Here is a 17,953-nt window from a genome sequence, read left to right on the forward strand (position 1 = left end):
TCAGTTACTTATCCCAAGGGGGAATTTTCCACTCTTCGGTGAGGAATTCAATAAAACTTTTGATACGTTGTGGAACTGGCCGTTTCCCTGCCCTCACTACATTAATGGGAGAGGTTTCTTCTTGCCATTCCGGCAAGATCTGGATGAGTTTATTTGAGCGAATTAAACCTGCTACATCCCAGGTTTCTCGAAGTGCTATACCCAGACCTGCTGCACACCACGTTCGTAAGACATCACCATTATTGGCGATTAAATCACTGGAGAGTGAGATGGCTTTCGTGTTTTTTTTGTTGTGAAGTGACCATATTGTACTTTTATTTCCAGAGGCGGAAAAAAGCAGGCAGTTATGGTTAGCTAGCTCTTCTGGATCCTGAGGTTCACCATGTAGTTTGAGGTAATTAGGTGATGCGACTAAAATTCGTTTGTTCTCTGATAATCGTCTGGCAATTAAACGTGAATCAGTCAAATTTGCCACTCTGATAGCTAAATCCATTTCGGCCTTATAAAGATCAACAACTTTGTCTGTCAAATGTAAGATGAATCCTACCGATGGATATTTCTTTCTAAACTCTGCAATTGCTTCTGTTACATAGGTCCGACCAAGCGGTACTGGCGCGGTAAGTCGAATCAAACCTGTGAGAGACTCATTTCCATCCTTGGCAATTTCAGCCGCTTCCTCCACCAGTGTTAATGCAGCCCTCACTTTTTCAGCGATTAATTTGCCTTCAGGCGTAATGCGTAGTGAGCGGGTATTTCGTACAAAGAGAACGATTCCAAGGTTTTTCTCCAGGCGTGCAATTTGCTTACTGACTGTGGTAGGAGATAACCCCAAGGTTCGGGCAGCTGCGGTGAAACTGCCTGTGTCGATGATCCTGATAAATACACTTAAGTCTTCAAGGTTACGCAAGACCATTAGTGACTCCTTATCATAAGTTTTTATCCATTATGGATATTTATTGCACTAAATGAAAGCATGATACTTATTACTCATCTCAAATTTAGACTGAGGCATTTTTAGCGTATAAGGAGAATCTCCAATGCCATTCGTGATATATATATTTTCGCTTTGTGCATTTGCGATAGGGTTTACAGAATTCATCACTATTGGACTGATATCTGTGATGTCAGTAGATCTTGGCGTCGATGTAACCAGTATTGGGTTAACTGTGACAGCCTATGCGTTAGGTGTTGTGATTGGGGCACCCATTTTGACGGCACTGGCCTCTAATTGGTCGCGAAAACGCTTACTTCTTACTGCAATGCTGGCATTTACACTGGGAAATCTAATAGCAGCCGCATCAACAAATTTGGTTCCTCTTTTAGCGGCACGTTTATTATCTGGGCTGGCACATGGCGTTTTTTTTGCTGTGGCTTCTGGTGTTGCGACTCGTTTGGTTCCGTCTGAACGTGCTGGTACTGCTCTGGCTTGGGTATTCGGTGGTGTCACTATTGCCATGTCTTTAGGTGTTCCTGTAGGAACTTGGCTGGGCAGTATACTAAATTGGCATGTCATATTTTTAATTATCGCTGCTTGTGGATTGATTGGAGCGATTGGCATTGGATTCAAGATGCCAAAAGATGCCGGAGAGCCGATTATGAAAGTATCTGCTAGCTGGCGCCATCTTATTATCCTTTTTGATCGGCGTTTACTTGCAGGGGCAAGCGTTCCAATGCTTTCCTATACCGCTTCATTTGCTCTGTACACATTTATTACCCCTATACTCTTGACGATTACAGGAGTCAGTGTTGAAACCGCCAGTGGAGTATTGCTTGCTTACGGTATTGGAGCCGCTGTTGGTACAGTTTGGGGAGGGAGACTAACAGATCGACAAGGGATGGATTTTGCCTCACTTATTCTTCTTATTGGTATTGCAGTTGTATTGGTGGCTATGAGTTTCAGCCTTACCAATTCTGTACTGATGATTGGTTTAGTCGCTTTACTTGGGTTGGCAACTTATGGGGCAATTCCACCGTTGCAGTCAAGGATACTTATGCTGGCAGAACGGCACACACCATATGCAATGGATATCGCTTCGGGCATGAATATCGCGGCTTTTAATGCCGGGGTTGTTCTGGGGTCTGTGATTGGTGGTACTACAGTACGAGAGTGGGGATTAGAAACGCTAACATGGGTAGGTGCAGGAATGGGTGTATTGGCTATCGTATCTCTTGTGTGGCAAATGGTTATTCCATCCATGCGTGAGCAACGTTCAATCTCTAACTCACTATAATTATCCTGAGCTTTCGTGTTGAGTATAAAAAAGCCCGCTTTGGCCGGACCTATTCATTGAATTTCAGTTGATGGTGAGTTTCAACTGAAAAAACGCATAAATTACAGCCATACATGAATGATATGCCCGTTGCGTAACGGGCAAGACGCCCCGCATGTTCAAAAAATAGCTTGTCCGGAAATTTGTTCTGTAGACGTTTTGTGATAAGGGATTTATTATCGATTCTTGATGTAGGATCGGGAAATACAGCTGGCGTTTTTAACTTCCCGTTGGTTGAAGGTGGAAATACGGGATCTCGGCTTACACTGGTTCATCAGTGTGCAGGGTAATCGTTTGGTTGTCAGGCAGCATGCGAGTAAAGACGTCAGTTTTAGTGGTAATGCAAATGATTTCATTCTTATTGCTGCCCGCAGGGAAGATCCTGATACACTGTTTTTTCAGCGTCGTTTACGGATTGAAGGAAACACAGAATTGGGACTGCATGTAAAAAATTTAATGGATTCCATTGAATTGGAATCTATGCCATCCATTCTTCGCTTTGGTTTATTGCGTCTGGCTGAATTTATCAAAGCGGGACAGAAAGAGGGCGTTGATCAGAACGATCGCGCGTTATCGTCATGTTAATCAGGGTCGAAATTCCGGTCGATGCGATGGGGATTGATCGTTTGTTACGTCAGTCTTTTGAGACATCGGCAGAAGCTGAGTTAGTGAGTCAATTAAGAGAAGATGGCTTGTTGACATTGGGCATTGTTGCGACTGACGATGAAGGTCATGTGATTGGCTATGTCGGTTTCACGCCTGTTGATATCAATGGTGCGGATCATCAATGGGTTGGTTTGGCATCATTAGCGGTGGAGGAACAGTACCGTCATCATGGTCTCAGTGAAAAATTGGTGTATGAAGGGCTGGATAGCCTGAATGAATTTGGATATAGCGCGGTTGTGGCACTGGGAGATCTTGAATATTACGGCCGTTTTGGTTTTAAACTTGCTAATGAATATCAATTATCTTGCGAATGGCCTGATTGCGAGGATTATTTCCTGATCTACACGCTGGCTGATATTTCACTGAGTGATTGTCATGGTCAGGTTACTTATCCCGCCCATTTTGAGAATCTATGGTCTCTGCCAAAATGATTGTCTCTTCAAGGCTCTCTGATTGAGTAAAAAACTTCTCAGATAAGCCGTTTTCTATCAAATAAGTCGTTATGCAGGGAGGCTGATTCAGAATCAGCCTCTCTTTTTGCTGTTTATTCAGCTTCTTCACACGGTATTCAACTTTCAGCGCCATGCTGCGATCCCCGACCAAACTTTGATAAACCAATGTCAATGGTGCTTTCCCCCTGAGGGCTTTTGCACCTTTTCCTGATGCGTGTTGCATAAATCGGCGGGATACATCTGTTGTGATCCCTGTATATAAGGTGCCATTTTGTGCCCTGATCAGGTAGAGATACCAGTGAGATACTTTAATTTTCATTATTTAATTTTAATAATTCCGAAAGTTTAATTACAGTGTGAAATTAATGTGTCGTTAAGTTTTAGGCTGATTTTTTTGTGATTTTCTGATTTAACAATATGAATTTATTAATAATATATGCAATATGGCGTCTTTGGATAGCTATTGTTGTTCAAAATAATTGAAAAAATATAGCAATAATTGCTAATTATCATATTCGAAACAAGCGTATAACATGGTCTGCGTCACGGGGGATAAGCCCTATTGTATAAAGTGAGCAGAGGAGCAAAATATGAAAAATGTAAAAAATATCGTCGCTGGTTTAGCATTATGTGCGGTTTCATTTGGTTCACTTGCAGCAACTGAAGTTCAAATTGCTAAGGGAGATAAAATTGGTGTTGTCTCAGTAACTGGTGCAGCCACATTAGATAGCCTGACTGTAGAGTTATCCAAAAAAGCTGACAAAGCTGGCGCGAAATATTTCCGTGTTGTTTCAGCAAATGGTCAGAATAAACTCAATGGAGTTGCTGAAATTTATAAATAATTTATAGTGTTCCATGCAGCCCACCTTGGTATATTGAGTCGAACATAGAACACGAAGCTGGTTAAATTTCCAGTCGTGTTCTGTTCTGAACAGGCTAAAATAACAGTATGGAACCATATGAATTCAAATAAAGAAAATTTAACAATTAGTCAATATCTCGCTAAACAACACGTATTCACGCTTTGCACTTCTTCAACTCAAGATTTATGGTGTGCGAGCTGTTTCTATGTCTTTGATGCCGACAACATGGCATTTTGGTTTATGACTGAATCTGATACCCGGCATGGTCAAATCATGCAGCAAAATCCTGTCGTTGCAGGCACTGTTGCTGACCAAACCCGCAATATTGCTCACATTAAGGGTATCCAATTTTGTGGTGAAGTGATTCTGCTGACAGGTGAAGCTGAAACTGCGGCCAGAGCGCATTATTGCCACCATTTTCCCATCGCCTTAACAGCCAAGACCCCTATCTGGCAGCTTAACCTGAGTGAAATCAAAATGGTGAATAACACGCTGGGTTTTGGTAAAAAATTGCACTGGCAACGTTAATGCTACCGTAACTATCATCGTAAATAGTGGATAACCTGATTATGACTGCCCTGCCAAATTAATGTGGGATCATATAGCGCCTGTTCAAATTTCCCATCAATCAACACGTGGATGTAGCTGATAACTTCTTGCTGAATCTCATTTAATTCATTGAGAACATAGCCTGTCCATAGCCAGATATCCTTATCTGGGCATTCTTCTCTTACACGCTGAACCAATTGTAAGATGGCAGGTAAATTATGGGGATGCAGGGGATCGCCACCGGATAATGATAAACCTTGTCGTTGAATACGATGATCTTTCAAATCAGCGATGATTTGGTTTTCCATTTCCAGTGTAAAAGGCAGACCAGAATCAACCCGCCAGGTACTTTGGTTATAGCAGCCACGACATTGATGCAGACAACCTGACACAAACAGTGTGCAACGGGTTCCGGGGCCATTGACCACATCAACCGGATAATATTGATGATAATTCATGTTATTAACCCATTTGACCATTACCGAAGTGTTTCACGCGGCGTTTCACTTCTTCCTGCTTTCCGGTATTGAATGGGCGTGCATCCGGGCTGCCAAGATAGCCGCAAACACGGCGAATGACAGAAACATGGGCTGAGTCATGATTGCCGCATTGAGGACAAGTAAACCCTTTGCTGGTACAGGCAAATTCTCCCGTAAAACCACATTGGTAGCATTCATCAATGGGTGTATTGGTGCCATAGTAAGGAACACGTGAATAGCTATAATCCCAAACATCTTCCAATGCCTTCAAATTATGTTGCAGATTGGGATATTCGCCGTAGCAGATAAAACCGCCATTCGTTAATGGTGGATAAGGTGCTTCAAAATCAAGTTTATCGTAGGGATTAACCTTTTTTTCCACATCCAGATGGAAACTGTTGGTGTAATAACCTTTATCGGTGACACCGTGAATCACACCAAACTCGGCAGTATCCAGGCGGCAGAAACGGTCACACAAATTCTCGCTTGGCGTACTGTACAGACTGAATCCATAGCCGGTTTCCAATTTCCATTGATCAACCGCCTGACGTAAATGCTTAACAATAGAAATGGCTTTCTGTTGGCGCTGTTCATTATCAAAAAGGTGAGTCTGATTACCATATAACGCATTTATCGTTTCATGAATGCCGATATACCCCAACGAGACAGAGGCGCGGCCATGCCTAAAAATCTCAGCAATATTTTCATCGGCTTTCAGACGAACGCCACAGGCACCTTCCATATAGAGGATGGGCGCAACCCGGGCCTTGGTATTTTCGAGGCGAGAGATGCGGGTCATCAGGGCTTTTTTCACGAGCAACAAACGCTGATCCAAAATCTGCCAGAAACGGGCTTCATCCCCCTTAGCCTCCAGCGCAATGCGGGGCAGATTCAGGCTAATTACCCCCAGATTATTGCGCCCTTCGTGGATTTGCTGACCATTTTCTTCATAAACACTGAGAAAACTGCGACAACCCATTGGCGTTTTAAATGAACCGGTCACTTTGACAACTTGATCATAATTGAGAATATCGGGGTACATACGTTTGCTGGCACATTCCAGCGCCAATAACTTAATGTCATAGTGAGGATCACCAAACCGATGGTTCAATCCATCACGAATGGCAAAAACCAGTTTGGGGAAAACGGCAGTCTTGCGATTTTTTCCCAATCCTGCAATGCGGTTTCGCAGAATTGAAATTTGAATCAGGCGGGATTCCTTTGATATTCCCAATCCGAACCCAAAGGTGACAAAGGGGGTTTGTCCATTGGCGGTATGCAGCGTATTGACTTCATATTCCAGAGATTGGAAAGCGTCATAACACTCTTTTTCAGTGCGGGCTTCTGCATAAGCAGCCTGATCGGCAATCTTCCACTCTTTAGCAATTGCCAGATGCTTGTCATAACTGGCCTTCACAAAAGGAGCGAGGACTTCATCAATGCGATTAATGGTCGTTCCACCATAAATATGGCTGGCAACTTGCGCGATGATCTGAGCCGTGACCGCAGTGGCGGTAGAAATGGACTTAGGGGGTTCAATTTCCGCATTACCCATCTTAAAACCGTTGGTCAGCATGCCCTGTAAATCGATCAGCATACAGTTGAACATGGGAAAAAAAGGGGCGTAATCCAGATCATGGTAGTGAATTTCCCCCTTTTCATGCGCCACAACCACATCAGGTGGCAGCATATGCTGTTTGGCATACTGTCGGGCGACAATTCCGGCCAATAAATCACGTTGAGTCGGGATCACTTTGCTGTCTTTATTGGCGTTTTCATTAAGCAGAGAGAAATCACTTTGCTCGATCAAACCACGGATTTCCTGATCTAATTGATCATGCCATTTATGGGAATTCACAATAAGGCTCCTCATATGTTATCCACAGACGAAAATGACATGAATGCTCGCTTTTTGTTGGGTGTGGATAATTTTGCGCATAAATACTACATGTAGTGAACTTTGTGTATTTAAACACAATATATAGATCATTTAAGCCAATATACAACCTACAAAGTTGATCTGAGACAAAGAAAGGGAGGGTTGTAATAGCAACCCTGATACTGGAGTGATCAGGGCTGAAAGAACGTCAAATTAACCGCGAACGGCGATTGCTTCGATTTCGATTTTCACATCTTTTGGCAGACGAGCAACTTCAACACATGAACGCGCAGGGAATGGCGCATTATGTTCAGCGAAGAATGCTTCGTAAGTTGCGTTCACGGCTGCAAAATCATTCAGATCTTTGACAAATACGGTGGTTTTCACGATATCAGCTACTTTGAGGCCAGCTTGCTCGATAATAGCTTTAACGTTTTCCAAAGATTGACGTGCTTGAGCAGTAACCTCTTCAGGGATATCGCCGGTTTTGGGATCAACAGGGATCTGACCGGAAGTGATAACCATGCTGCCCAGATCAACACCCTGAACATAAGGGCCGATTGCCGCTGGTGCATTCTCGGTATGAATAGAACGTGACATTAGAAACTCCTGTTTAACGTCTGAATAGAAAATGTTGCGAGACCGCCATTATAGTGATCCCCTGCTTTGCATCAATTGATACAGCACATTCTATCCCTCTCAAATGGGAGATAGATTGTTTGAAGCGATGCTTAATCGTTATTGATGACTGCTTGGCGATCAAACTCTTTTTCACAATATTTACAGCGCAATACGACATCATCTTGCGCTGTCATCACATGAAAACTGCTGTTGACGGGTTCATTATGGCTGATGCAATTGCTGTTTGGGCAAATCAGAATACCATCAATTCGTTCTGGCAGATTAATCGGCATCTTTTTAACGACAACATAATTTTCAATATTGTTGATTGTCGCATGGGGGGCATACATAGCGAGCTGGTTTGCTTGCTGCTCCGTCAGGAAGGTGTTTTCAATTTTGATCAAATCCTTTTTACCCAGATGGTTGGAAGGCAGATTCAGGCCGATGGTAATACGCTGGTCGGTTTCGGTGAGCTTGAACAGCGACAATAACTTAAAGCCGATTTGAGCCGGAATGTGATCGATAACCGTGCCACATTTAATGGCTTCTACTTGTAGTTGATGATCTTGAGTCATGTTGTGTCATGAATACCTGTTCGGTATTCCTCCAGATATTAAGGTCAGCTTATTTTGTCACAGACGATTTGGCATTTCATCTGATTGCCTTTTGACGGCAAACGAGCCACATTCACAACCCGTAAGAGCTAATTGTGGTTCTTGGCACTATTGCTCTACATTACAATTGGGTATTTTTAGCGTGCGATAAAAACAAACAAGAAAGGATAATAACCATGACCGATGTAGAACAGTTCCCAGAGAAAGCAGTTATCCAGAAGATTCTTCGAGAAAAAGTGGTTACACAGGCTCACCAATGGGTTACGGAACGTGCATATATTCTGGATACTGAAACCACGGGGTTAGATAAACAGGCACAGGTTGTTGAGGTAGCTGTTACAGATACAGATGGGCTGGTGATTTTTCAGAGTCTCCTTCGTCCTTCTGTCCCGATTGATAGAGCAGCTCAGGATGTTCACGGTATAACTTTGAGTGCCTTGCATAATGAACCACAATGGCCACAGATCGCTGATGAACTTATCCCGCTCCTGACCAGCCGTCCTCTGATTATTTTTAATGAAAAGTTTGATCTCAGGATCATAGCCCAGACAGCAAAGGCATTTGCGATGGATACGCGCTGGCTGAAGCAGGTACAGTCTCGGTGTGCAATGGAGTTAGCCGCCCAGTTTTATGGAGCGACAAACCGATATGGCACTATTTCACTGGTCAATGCAGCACGTGCTGCGGGGGTGTCGATAAAGGGAAAGGCTCATACGGCGGTGGTAGATTGTCAGACGACTGCCGCAGTGGTTCGTTCCATTGCGAATTTGTACCCACAGTCAAAGTAGAAAATTATCCGGCTGACCATAAATTCCCCGTCCATCAAAAACCGCTTCAAAAGGGCGGGGAATAAAATCAAATACTACCCTGATATTTATCGATTTCCTGATTGAGTGATTCCAATCGTTGTACCAGTGTTCTTCTTCTCTCTATATGCTTGGCAAGTATCCGATAGAGTGGAACAAATTCTGCCAGTGCATTATTAACGCGATAAGCATCGTACAGATCTTTTATTTCTCTGGCTGCTTTATCATAAGCATTTGCATGACCTTGCTCACTGTATTTCTTCGCATTTTCCCAGTGAATCTCCCTTGAGGAAAAGACAGCATTGAGCCGCTGAATTGTTGCAAGCCGCTCTTGTTCGCGTCTTTGTTCTTCAGCCAGTAAACGTTTGCGGGTGACTTCCTCATTCGCAGCTTGCCAATAGGTATTAAGTGACGAAGGAGTCAACCAATATTTATAATCATTGCTGGTTAACGGTTTATAAACCAACGCACGAGCCTGATTTGCAGTGAGCTGCCCTTGCTCAAATAAAGATTTCAATAGCAAATCTTTATTTGATTCAGATAGCCTGTTAATTTGCTCTGCTGCGGTCAGATGTTCAACTTTTGGAGTATGTGCCTGCGATGATTTCAGCAATATATCCAAAGCATTGTACGCTTCTGGTGGGATACCAAATAATTCTGCAAAGGCAGATTGAGCTTCGGATAATTGTTTAAAATTGAAATTAATCAGAGGCAGGTTACCTAACGTCTCATCACCATCAAATGCACGTTTCAGCCAGGGCAGATATAACAGTCGATAATCCCCTTCCATCAACTCAGAACGTAACTCAACCAAATGATCTAAATAATCTTTTGCATCGTCATCGTCCATATAGTAATCATTTTCGCCCACGGAAAAGGTGAATAACAGGTAGTTTTTCCCTTTCTCGCAGATCACAGAATCCCCATCATCAACGCGCATAAATACCGAAGGGATCGTATCTGATGGTACTTTCAGGTAGCAAATAACCTGTCCCCAATCTGCATAATAGATCCCTACATCAAAATATTGAGCCATTAATTCAGAGGGTTCAGCCTTTAAATCACTGTAGTTATAATGAACAGTAAAATGACTTGAGCTTATTTCAGCGCGGCTGGAGATAATTCTCAGTTCGGCTTTTTGCTGTGCTGACAACACGCTATCAAGTCGTTCAAAATGATAATATTGATATTCACTCATGGTTAGATCGCTATAAATTTAGGTTCACGTATATTTCTCGGATTTTAAGGTGCTCAGGTAGAAAAAACCAAGCCCAATAGCTCGATTTTTTCGTGATATAACCACGGAATAACTATCGCAATGAACGGATAGGAGTATGATCACATCGGTGGTAAGCCGCCAATGAATAAAATCGGCGTTATGGGTTCACCTGCAAATATGTGGCCAGTCTGTGTTGACCACGACATAAAAAATAGAGATTTTTATGAAATTCAAATCAAAAATAAAACCTTATCACTCGGCTGCTGGTGGTTGGGGTTCTCTGGAGGCAACAACCCGCTTTGTCTTTGACAGTAAACAAGCACTAAAAAATATGGTTAACCTGATGCGCATGAACAAGCCCAGAGGCTTTGATTGTCCGGGATGCGCATGGGGAGACGACAATAAAAGTCTGTTTAGCTTTTGTGAAAATGGCGCGAAAGCAGTCACTTGGGAAGCAACTCGCCGGCATATTGATCGGGCGTTTTTTGCGGCTCACAGCGTCAGCAAACTCTACCAGCAAAGTGATTACTTCCTTGAATATCAAGGACGGGTTGTGGAGCCGATGAGCTATAACCCGCAGACAGATCACTATGAGCCGATTAGCTGGGAGAATGCTTTCGCTCTGATCGCCAGCCATATTAAGGCAATGGATAATCCTAATCAGCTTGAATTATATACCTCCGGACGCGCCAGTAATGAGGCCTCATGGCTTTATCAATTGTTTGGCCGTGTGTTGGGAACGAATAACTTCCCTGATTGCTCCAATATGTGCCATGAAGCCAGTGGCTACGGCATGTTGAAAAGTCTGGGGATTGGGAAAGGGACTATTCGGCTGCAAGATTTTGATCACGCTGATGCCATCTTTATATTTGGTCAAAATCCCGGTACAAATCACCCACGAATGCTGCATAGTTTACGGCATTCCGCTGAACGTGGTGCTCGTATTGTCACGTTTAACACTTTGCGTGAGCGCGGATTGGAACGTTTCGCTGATCCACAAAAACCGCTTGAAGTAATCACGCCAATGGCGGGAGAAATCAGTCACCGTTATTACCAGCTTAAACTTGGTGGTGATATGTCTGCGGTGCGTGGGATGGTTAAGGCGCTTTTGGAAACGCATAATGCCCTGCTGACGGAAGGTAAATCAGGTATCTTCGATCTGGAATTTATCTCAACTTACACCGAAGGTGTGGATGCTTACTTACAAGAAGTTGCTGCGACTGAATGGTCATTTATTGAAAACCAATCAGGATTGACGGAAGCACAATTACGCGAAGCGGCAACCATTTACCAGAATGCCGAACGCGTTATCTGCACTTGGGCAATGGGGATAACTCAACATAAACATTCTTTAGTTACCGTGCGTGAAATCGTCAACCTTCAGTTACTGTTTGGGCAGTTGGGTAAACCCGGTGCTGGGTTGTGTCCGGTACGTGGTCACAGCAACGTACAAGGTAACCGGACAATGGGGATTAATGAGCAACCTTCCAAACTACTCTTGGATAGTATGGCAGCCTATTTTGGCTTCGAACCGCCTCGTGCCCACGGTCATAATGTGGTGGAAGCACTGGGCGCTATGCTGCGTGATGAAGTCAAGGTTCTGATTGCTCTGGGTGGGAACCTCGCAGCGGCAGCGCCAGATAGCCCACGTACAGAAGAAGCCCTTAAACACTGTGACCTGACTGTACACATCAGTACAAAATTAAACCGGAGTCATCTTGTTACCGGTAAACAAGGCGCTCTTATCCTGCCGACATTGGGTCGTACTGAACGAGATATTCAGGTGACAGGTTCGCAATTTGTGACGGTAGAAGACTCTTTCAGCATGGTTCATGCCTCGGAAGGCGTCAATAAACCATTATTTGATACCCAACGTTCTGAGACAGCGATTGTTGCCGGCATTGCTGATGCTACAGTAGGTAATACAGCGACAGTTAACTGGCTGGAATTGGCTGGAGATTACAATAAAATCCGTGATCATATTGCCGCGACCATTCCAGGGTTTGATGATTTTAATAAAAAATGTGAACATTCGGGTGGTTTCTATCTTGGTAATGCTGCTGCCGAATTACGTTTTGCCACACCGAGCAAAAAAGCGGAATTCAGCCATGCGCCGTTACCAAAAATATTGTTCCCGCAAATTGAGGGTGCTGACGTGCCTTTCACCTTGCAGACCCTGCGTTCTCATGACCAATACAATACGACTATTTATGGTCTGGATGACCGCTATCGTGGCGTTTATGGTCAGCGGGAAGTCCTGTTTATGAATCCGGAAGATATTGCTCAATCAGGGTATCAGGCCGATGATTTGGTTGATATTGAGACGATATGGAATGATGGTATCAAGCGCAAAGTTTCTGGCTTTAAGTTGGTTCCTTACACCATTCCACGCGGAAACCTGGCTGCCTATTATCCGGAGACCAATCCATTGGTTCCAATGGAGAGCTTGGGAGATGGTACAGGTACGCCGACCTCAAAATCTGTGCCGGTGAAATTATCCCTCACTGAGCAAAACCAATCTGAACCTCAGCGCCTTGTATAAGGTGCATTGAAGGTTAAAAACCGCTAACAGTACGTCGATTCAGGCTCGGTTTTCGGAGATAACTTTTGGTGTAATTATCGGCATTCCAACTGAAAACCATGAGCCATAATACGAGGTCGAACAGTAATAACGAAAGTTGTAAACCTGTTCGATGGCTGCGCAGAATACACTGTTTATCATTAATCCTTTTGAGAGTAGAAAACGCCTTTAACTCCCGTAATTTTTTTGACAAACTCATTTGTTTCTCTGTCCGTTCGTGTTATTTATTTTTTCACTATCCCGTTGATCCAATTCCGTCAGAATACGTTCGAGTTGCTCCTCAAAATCCGTCGGTTTTTTATCTTTAAATAAAAACAGGGCAGGGAAGCGTTTGTAATCCGTGGCAGCAACAGCATCTTTCCCTAGCACCAGATATTTGACGATAAAGGCATGGGCTTCATCTTGCCGTAGCTTGGTGTTGAATCCCCATAAGGAGCCATAAGAAAGACACATTTGGAAAGCACGGCGCGCTAGCGTATTGTTATCATCCAGTGTATACAGTGCCAGTCCCATCAAATGGACGATTTTCATTGGATCAGTTTGATTAGAAATGCCCGCTTGTGAATAACGAGCGGCATAAACCTTGCCTTTGTGCCAACTAAAAAACAGTTGGCGATCCCGGTCAATAAAGAAGGGAGCTTGCAGCTTCCAGAAAAAGCACCGATGTATAAGATAGATAGAAGAAGCCAATAAGAAACTGAGAAGTAGAAAGTCGGTAATTAAAAATTTGGTGCTGGCATAGTAATAGTTATAGCGATAATAGAGATATTTCCAGAGAGGGATGATTTTATCATTACCAATAAAACGGGCATTTTCTATATTATCAGGGATATCTTTACGCAGATAAAAATCTTCTCCGTATTCTTCTCGAACAATTTGGACCCATTTTAGAATATTGGCTTCATCGTTTTTTCTCTCCTCAATAAAATTAGATATATGGTGGTGAAAAAACATTATCATACAAATCAGAAGAGGGAAAAATACGATTGTTCGTGCAAATCGTTGGGTATTGCGAAGCGCACATTGATTATCGTCAATACTATGCAGGGGAAGATAACTCTGTAATGCTTCGTAGCTTTTTTTCACCAGTGGCATAACCAGCAGGGATTCCTGCTGGTTATGCCACTGGTGTTGGGGTAACATCGTGTATCGAGTAACATAATTTTTTTGACAAACTCATTTGTTTCTCTGTCCGTCCTTGTTATTTATTTTTTCACTATCCCGTTGATCCAATTCCGTCAGAATACGTTCAAGTTGCTCCTCAAAATCCGCAGGTTTCTTATCTTTAAATAAAAACAGGGCAGGGAAGCGTTTATAATTTGTAGCGGCAACAGAATCTTTCCCTAGCACCAGATATTTGACGATAAAGGCATGGGCTTCATCTTGCCGTAGCTTGGTGTTGAATCCCCATAAGGAGCCATAAGAGAGACACATTTGGAAAGCACGGCGCGCTAGCGTATTGTTATTATCCAGCGTATACAGTGCCAGTCCCATCAAATGGACGATTTTCATTGGATCAGTTTGATTAGAAATGCCTACCTGTGAATAACGAGCGGCATAAACCTTGCCTTTGTGCCAGCTAAAAAACAGTTGGTGATCCCGGTCAATAAAGAGGGGGGCTTGCAGCTTCCAGAAAAAACACCTTTGTATCAAATAGAGAGAAAAAGCCAGTAAAAAGCTGAACTGTAGAAAATCGGTAATTAAAAGTTTAGTACTGGCATGGAAATAGTTATAGCGATAATAGAGGTACTTCCAAAAAGAAATAGTCTTATCATTACCAATAAAAAGAACATCCTCCATGTTATCAGGAAGATCTTTACGTAAGTAAAACTCTTCTCCGTATTCCTTTCGAACAAGTTCTATCCATTTCAGAATAAAAGCTTCATCATGTTTTCTCTGGTCAATAAAGTCAGAGATGTTGTTGTGAAAAAACAGCAACATCAAAATTAAAAGAGGAAAAAGTACGATTGTTCGTGTAAATCGCTGGGTATTGCGTAGGGTACATTGATTATCGTCAATACTATGCAGGGGAAGATAACTCTGTAATGCTTCGTAGCTTTTTTTCACCAGTGGCATAGCCAGCAGGGATTCCTGCTGGTCTATGAGTCGGGTTGGGGTGACATCATGAAGGGTTGTTGTTATTTTTTGTGGATGGTTCATTTATCGGAATTCCTCACCTTTAAATCCTATAATCGGTTTTTCATTCATATCTTTGTTTGTCAGGTAACGCAATGGAACAATAGCATCTTCATATGGAATGTAGTGCCAAAATATTTCTGCTGTTTCCTTATAGGGATAGGGGGCTTTGTCTTCAATGTTGATGGTTAGTATCAGATTACCATTTTGGTATTCAGCTTGAGCTGTTTTCAATGCTTCACGAAATTTCTCCGTAAATTCTTCATCATAGATATGGAGTTTTCCATCAATCTCTTCAGCGCGAGACTTCAACTCCTTATAACGTTCTTTTGCTTTCCTTAATGATTCCATGTGTCGTTGGATAGAATCTGTAGGTGCCCCTCTGCCTGTGACCCAGTTATTGTCAGGTTCTTTAGGCAGTGGTTTATAAAAAGCATACTGGAGATCAGAGCTTCCTGTCTGAAAAGCAGGTAACGTAAAGATATAATCAGTACTGAATCTTTTGTATTCCTGTTTTGGTTTCATGGTTAAGCTAGGCATAAAGAGCAGGTTGATGAATTCCTGGCTTTCAATATTCAAGGCATTTTTAGTTTCATTTGACATTTCTCTGGCTATTTTTAATTGTTTGTCAAAGGAAGGACGCCTATTTTTACCCCAAAAAGGATACATATCTCCTTTTCCCCAAAAGCTGTTGCGGACAATATTTTCCATATCAGAACGGTTATTAAATATCAGGCCTATAGTGCCGCCAATTACCAGTAGCCAGCCAACGACAGTCAGTCCTGTTATCAACGCAGCACCCAGTGCTGCTGCCTCGACTCCCACTACTGCTGTTATGGCCGCTGCTTCGAAACCTGTTGCTGCGGTTACAGTTGCACTCACGGCTGCACCTACTGCTGGGCTCGCACTTACGACACTAACAGTACCTAATGCCGCACTGCCTAATCCTATCGCATAGTTACTGTATGCTGCGCCTTTATTGCTGATAGATGCTGCTTTTCGACCATCAATAAAGGAAACATAAGCACCGAAAATATTCACTAACCCAAGACCTGATTTTACCCATGTCTGTTGTAGTTTATTTTCCAGATACTTTGAAGCTTCTATGGATTTATTTAGCAATGTTGGAGAAGCATTCGGCATAAACTTGGGAGCATGTTTAGTGACTTTGGATGTGATTAGTGTTAAATCAGCAGTTGCTGAAATAAGAGCTGTTGTAAGTTTAACAATATCATAAGACTTACTGAGTTCATCCTGATCCAACGGGTTATTTTGGCTAAATTGGGACTGTATAACGACAGAAGTTGCCGTTTTGACGTTAAGAAATAAGCTAAAACCCGGCGCTGTTTTGTGCAGTAAAATTGCCGTCTTGTGTGTACCGACTTTAAAGAAATCGAAAGAAGTATTAAAACCTTCTTTGATGGTTATCTTGGCAAGCTTGATGCCAATGCTGGCTTGAGTTGACGCCGTTTTTACTTGGTCAGATACTACATGACCCACTTTTATCCCTGTTTTTATAGCCGAATCTCCTGCTTTCCTGACGGCATTTTCAAGTTGCTGTTCAGCATTGCTGGGGACAGCAGCCTCCTGCAACTTTTTATAGAAAAGGGATTGAGAGTGGTGTAGTTTTCTGAATACTTCATGGTGTTTGGGCATTCTTGCCTTTTTATTACCTGAGTAATGTTTTTTATTGGCTATTTTTCCTAATCGTGTTTTGATGTATTCGAAATCGTCAGCAGTAATATGAAGCCCTGATCGGTAATCAATAACTGTACCAAAAGGTTCTAATAGAGCGGGTATAATCTTGTTAGCAATTAAACGAATGGCTGCATCACTTAAATGAGTCAGAGGGCCTTTTATTTTTAGGGCACCTGTTTCCATTATTGCTAACGCTTTGCCGAGTATTCTGCCAAACATCTGAAAAAACTTTTCTGATACATATTGGATGGTTATATGAATTTTTATAGATTTCTCGTTCAGCCGATTTTTAGATTTTTGAACGGATTTTTCGGGATCATTAATATAGTCTTTTGTATTATCATAAAGTTTTTTGGTATCAGTCCAAAGTTTGGAGGCAATCTCTCCGCTTTCACCATGGGTCAGTATTTTTACCATACCGGTTGCGGCAATTTCCCAAGCGTTGGTGCTGTATTGAGGAGATACTTTATTTGCTGCGCTTGTAATGGCGTTATTTTTCGAATGGCCCTGTTTATTGGGATCAGATAAGCCATCAGATAAGGTTGTTACTGCATCGGGGGACAAGTTAGATATATCCGAATTTTCAGCGGCGAGTGAAATTAACTCTTCCAACATTTTTTCGGATGTGATGGACATTTGCAATCCATTGAAAACATCATAAATAAGATCGACAAATGCGTGGATTTCCTGAATATCATTCTCTTCAAAAATATCTTTTTTTTCATACTCATGGACAGAGAAAAAATATCGGAAATAGTGATCTAAGCTGCCAGCTTGTCCAGTAACGCCAGAAGCACTGGCAAAGGCTTTAAATAAACTAATGAAATTATCCTGTCGCTTTTCAAACTCCAGGTGCTGAGCTTTCATTGATCTCCAGTATTTTTTTATTGCACCTCTATTACGAACAGAACTCAGGGCACGCTTGTTCAGTGGTTGGTTTCGATAACCTGCAGCAAGGCCATCCATGTATAAGCCGATCGTCATAGGGTAAAGATTAAGCTCAGCGTTATATATAACTTTTCAAAATGGTAGGAGTGTCAAAGAAACTCAGTCCAAATTTTGCGAGTTTTGATTTTCCAGAAACAAAAAGGCAAAAAAGAGGACTGAGTTATGCTTATCT

General features: G+C 42.5%; 16 protein-coding genes and 2 pseudogenes. 7 read left to right on the top strand and 11 right to left on the bottom strand.

Annotated elements, in window-relative coordinates:
- Positions 1–4: 4 nt before the first annotated feature.
- On the bottom strand, positions 5–913 hold the full coding sequence (locus AAC854_RS05315) for a LysR family transcriptional regulator (RefSeq protein WP_047963464.1): 909 nt from the start codon (positions 911–913) through the stop codon (positions 5–7).
- Positions 914–1,037: 124 nt separating this feature from the next.
- Between AAC854_RS05315 and AAC854_RS05320 the strand changes: the two genes are divergently transcribed.
- The 3 genes and pseudogenes from AAC854_RS05320 to AAC854_RS05330 all read left to right on the top strand — a co-directional run bounded on the left by AAC854_RS05320 (position 1,038) and on the right by AAC854_RS05330 (position 3,367).
- Positions 1,038–2,231 carry an MFS transporter gene (locus AAC854_RS05320; RefSeq protein ID WP_340616195.1) on the top strand — a complete coding sequence of 398 codons (1,194 nt, stop codon included), beginning with the start codon at positions 1,038–1,040 and terminating at the stop codon, positions 2,229–2,231.
- A 246-nt stretch (positions 2,232–2,477) separates the two neighbouring features.
- Positions 2,478–2,855, top strand: a pseudogene (gene ubiT, locus AAC854_RS05325) (ubiquinone anaerobic biosynthesis accessory factor UbiT); the annotation flags it as partial.
- The gene (locus AAC854_RS05330) at positions 2,849–3,367 is read left to right on the top strand and encodes a GNAT family N-acetyltransferase (RefSeq protein ID WP_273548525.1); all 519 of its coding nucleotides are present in this window, start codon (positions 2,849–2,851) and stop codon (positions 3,365–3,367) included. The pseudogene ubiT and the gene AAC854_RS05330, both read left to right, overlap by 7 nt.
- On the opposite strand, the gene AAC854_RS05335 is transcribed toward AAC854_RS05330, so the two are convergent.
- On the bottom strand, positions 3,321–3,707 hold the full coding sequence (locus AAC854_RS05335; protein ID WP_340616196.1) for a GIY-YIG nuclease family protein: 387 nt from the start codon (positions 3,705–3,707) through the stop codon (positions 3,321–3,323). The two genes, AAC854_RS05330 and AAC854_RS05335, sit on opposite strands and share 47 nt — an antisense overlap.
- Positions 3,708–3,978: 271 nt before the next feature.
- Here AAC854_RS05335 and bhsA point away from each other — a divergent pair, with 271 nt between their 5' ends.
- The gene (gene bhsA, locus AAC854_RS05340; protein WP_047963467.1) at positions 3,979–4,230 is read left to right on the top strand and encodes a multiple stress resistance protein BhsA; all 252 of its coding nucleotides are present in this window, start codon (positions 3,979–3,981) and stop codon (positions 4,228–4,230) included.
- A 117-nt stretch (positions 4,231–4,347) separates the two neighbouring features.
- Positions 4,348–4,779, top strand: a complete 432-nt coding sequence (locus AAC854_RS05345; RefSeq protein WP_340616197.1) for a YhbP family protein — start codon at positions 4,348–4,350, stop codon at positions 4,777–4,779.
- 14 nt (positions 4,780–4,793) lie between these two features.
- On the opposite strand, the gene nrdG is transcribed toward AAC854_RS05345, so the two are convergent.
- From nrdG to pyrI, 4 genes and pseudogenes are all read right to left on the bottom strand, one after another.
- Positions 4,794–5,258 (bottom strand): anaerobic ribonucleoside-triphosphate reductase-activating protein, encoded by a 465-nt coding sequence (gene nrdG, locus AAC854_RS05350; protein WP_340616198.1) that lies wholly within the window; start codon positions 5,256–5,258, stop codon positions 4,794–4,796.
- A gap of 4 nt (positions 5,259–5,262) precedes the next feature.
- A pseudogene (gene nrdD, locus AAC854_RS05355) lies at positions 5,263–7,110 on the bottom strand (anaerobic ribonucleoside-triphosphate reductase); the annotation flags it as partial.
- Between the two features lie 261 nt (positions 7,111–7,371).
- On the bottom strand, positions 7,372–7,758 hold the full coding sequence (gene ridA, locus AAC854_RS05360) for a 2-iminobutanoate/2-iminopropanoate deaminase (protein ID WP_340616199.1): 387 nt from the start codon (positions 7,756–7,758) through the stop codon (positions 7,372–7,374).
- A 131-nt stretch (positions 7,759–7,889) separates the two neighbouring features.
- Positions 7,890–8,354 carry an aspartate carbamoyltransferase regulatory subunit gene (gene pyrI, locus AAC854_RS05365; protein WP_340616200.1) on the bottom strand — a complete coding sequence of 155 codons (465 nt, stop codon included), beginning with the start codon at positions 8,352–8,354 and terminating at the stop codon, positions 7,890–7,892.
- 215 nt (positions 8,355–8,569) lie between these two features.
- On the opposite strand from pyrI, the gene AAC854_RS05370 reads away from it, so the two are divergent.
- A complete protein-coding gene (locus tag AAC854_RS05370) occupies positions 8,570–9,181 on the top strand; it encodes a 3'-5' exonuclease (RefSeq protein WP_340616201.1) in 612 nt (203 codons plus the stop codon).
- Positions 9,182–9,248: 67 nt separating this feature from the next.
- On the opposite strand, the gene AAC854_RS05375 is transcribed toward AAC854_RS05370, so the two are convergent.
- Positions 9,249–10,397, bottom strand: coding sequence for a hypothetical protein (locus AAC854_RS05375; protein ID WP_340616202.1), 1,149 nt, complete (start codon positions 10,395–10,397; stop codon positions 9,249–9,251).
- 244 nt (positions 10,398–10,641) lie between these two features.
- Between AAC854_RS05375 and AAC854_RS05380 the strand changes: the two genes are divergently transcribed.
- A complete protein-coding gene (locus AAC854_RS05380) occupies positions 10,642–12,960 on the top strand; it encodes an FdhF/YdeP family oxidoreductase (RefSeq protein ID WP_340616203.1) in 2,319 nt (772 codons plus the stop codon).
- A gap of 13 nt (positions 12,961–12,973) precedes the next feature.
- Here AAC854_RS05380 and AAC854_RS05385 read toward each other — a convergent pair whose 3' ends face one another.
- The 4 genes from AAC854_RS05385 to AAC854_RS05400 are packed head-to-tail and all read right to left on the bottom strand — an operon-like array spanning position 12,974 to position 17,799.
- Positions 12,974–13,198: a hypothetical protein gene (locus AAC854_RS05385; protein ID WP_340616204.1), complete on the bottom strand. Its 225-nt coding sequence runs from the start codon at positions 13,196–13,198 to the stop codon at positions 12,974–12,976.
- Positions 13,195–14,142: a hypothetical protein gene (locus AAC854_RS05390; protein ID WP_340616205.1), complete on the bottom strand. Its 948-nt coding sequence runs from the start codon at positions 14,140–14,142 to the stop codon at positions 13,195–13,197. The genes AAC854_RS05385 and AAC854_RS05390 overlap by 4 nt, the downstream gene beginning before the upstream one ends.
- 33 nt (positions 14,143–14,175) lie before the next feature.
- A complete protein-coding gene (locus AAC854_RS05395; protein ID WP_340616206.1) occupies positions 14,176–15,159 on the bottom strand; it encodes a hypothetical protein in 984 nt (327 codons plus the stop codon).
- Complete coding sequence (locus AAC854_RS05400) at positions 15,160–17,799, bottom strand: hypothetical protein (RefSeq protein WP_340616207.1); 2,640 nt, start codon at positions 17,797–17,799, stop codon at positions 15,160–15,162.
- Positions 17,800–17,953 lie beyond the last annotated feature (154 nt).

The organism is Xenorhabdus entomophaga, from assembly GCF_037996725.1.
In the GTDB taxonomy this organism is placed as follows: Bacteria; Pseudomonadota; Gammaproteobacteria; order Enterobacterales; family Enterobacteriaceae; genus Xenorhabdus; species Xenorhabdus khoisanae.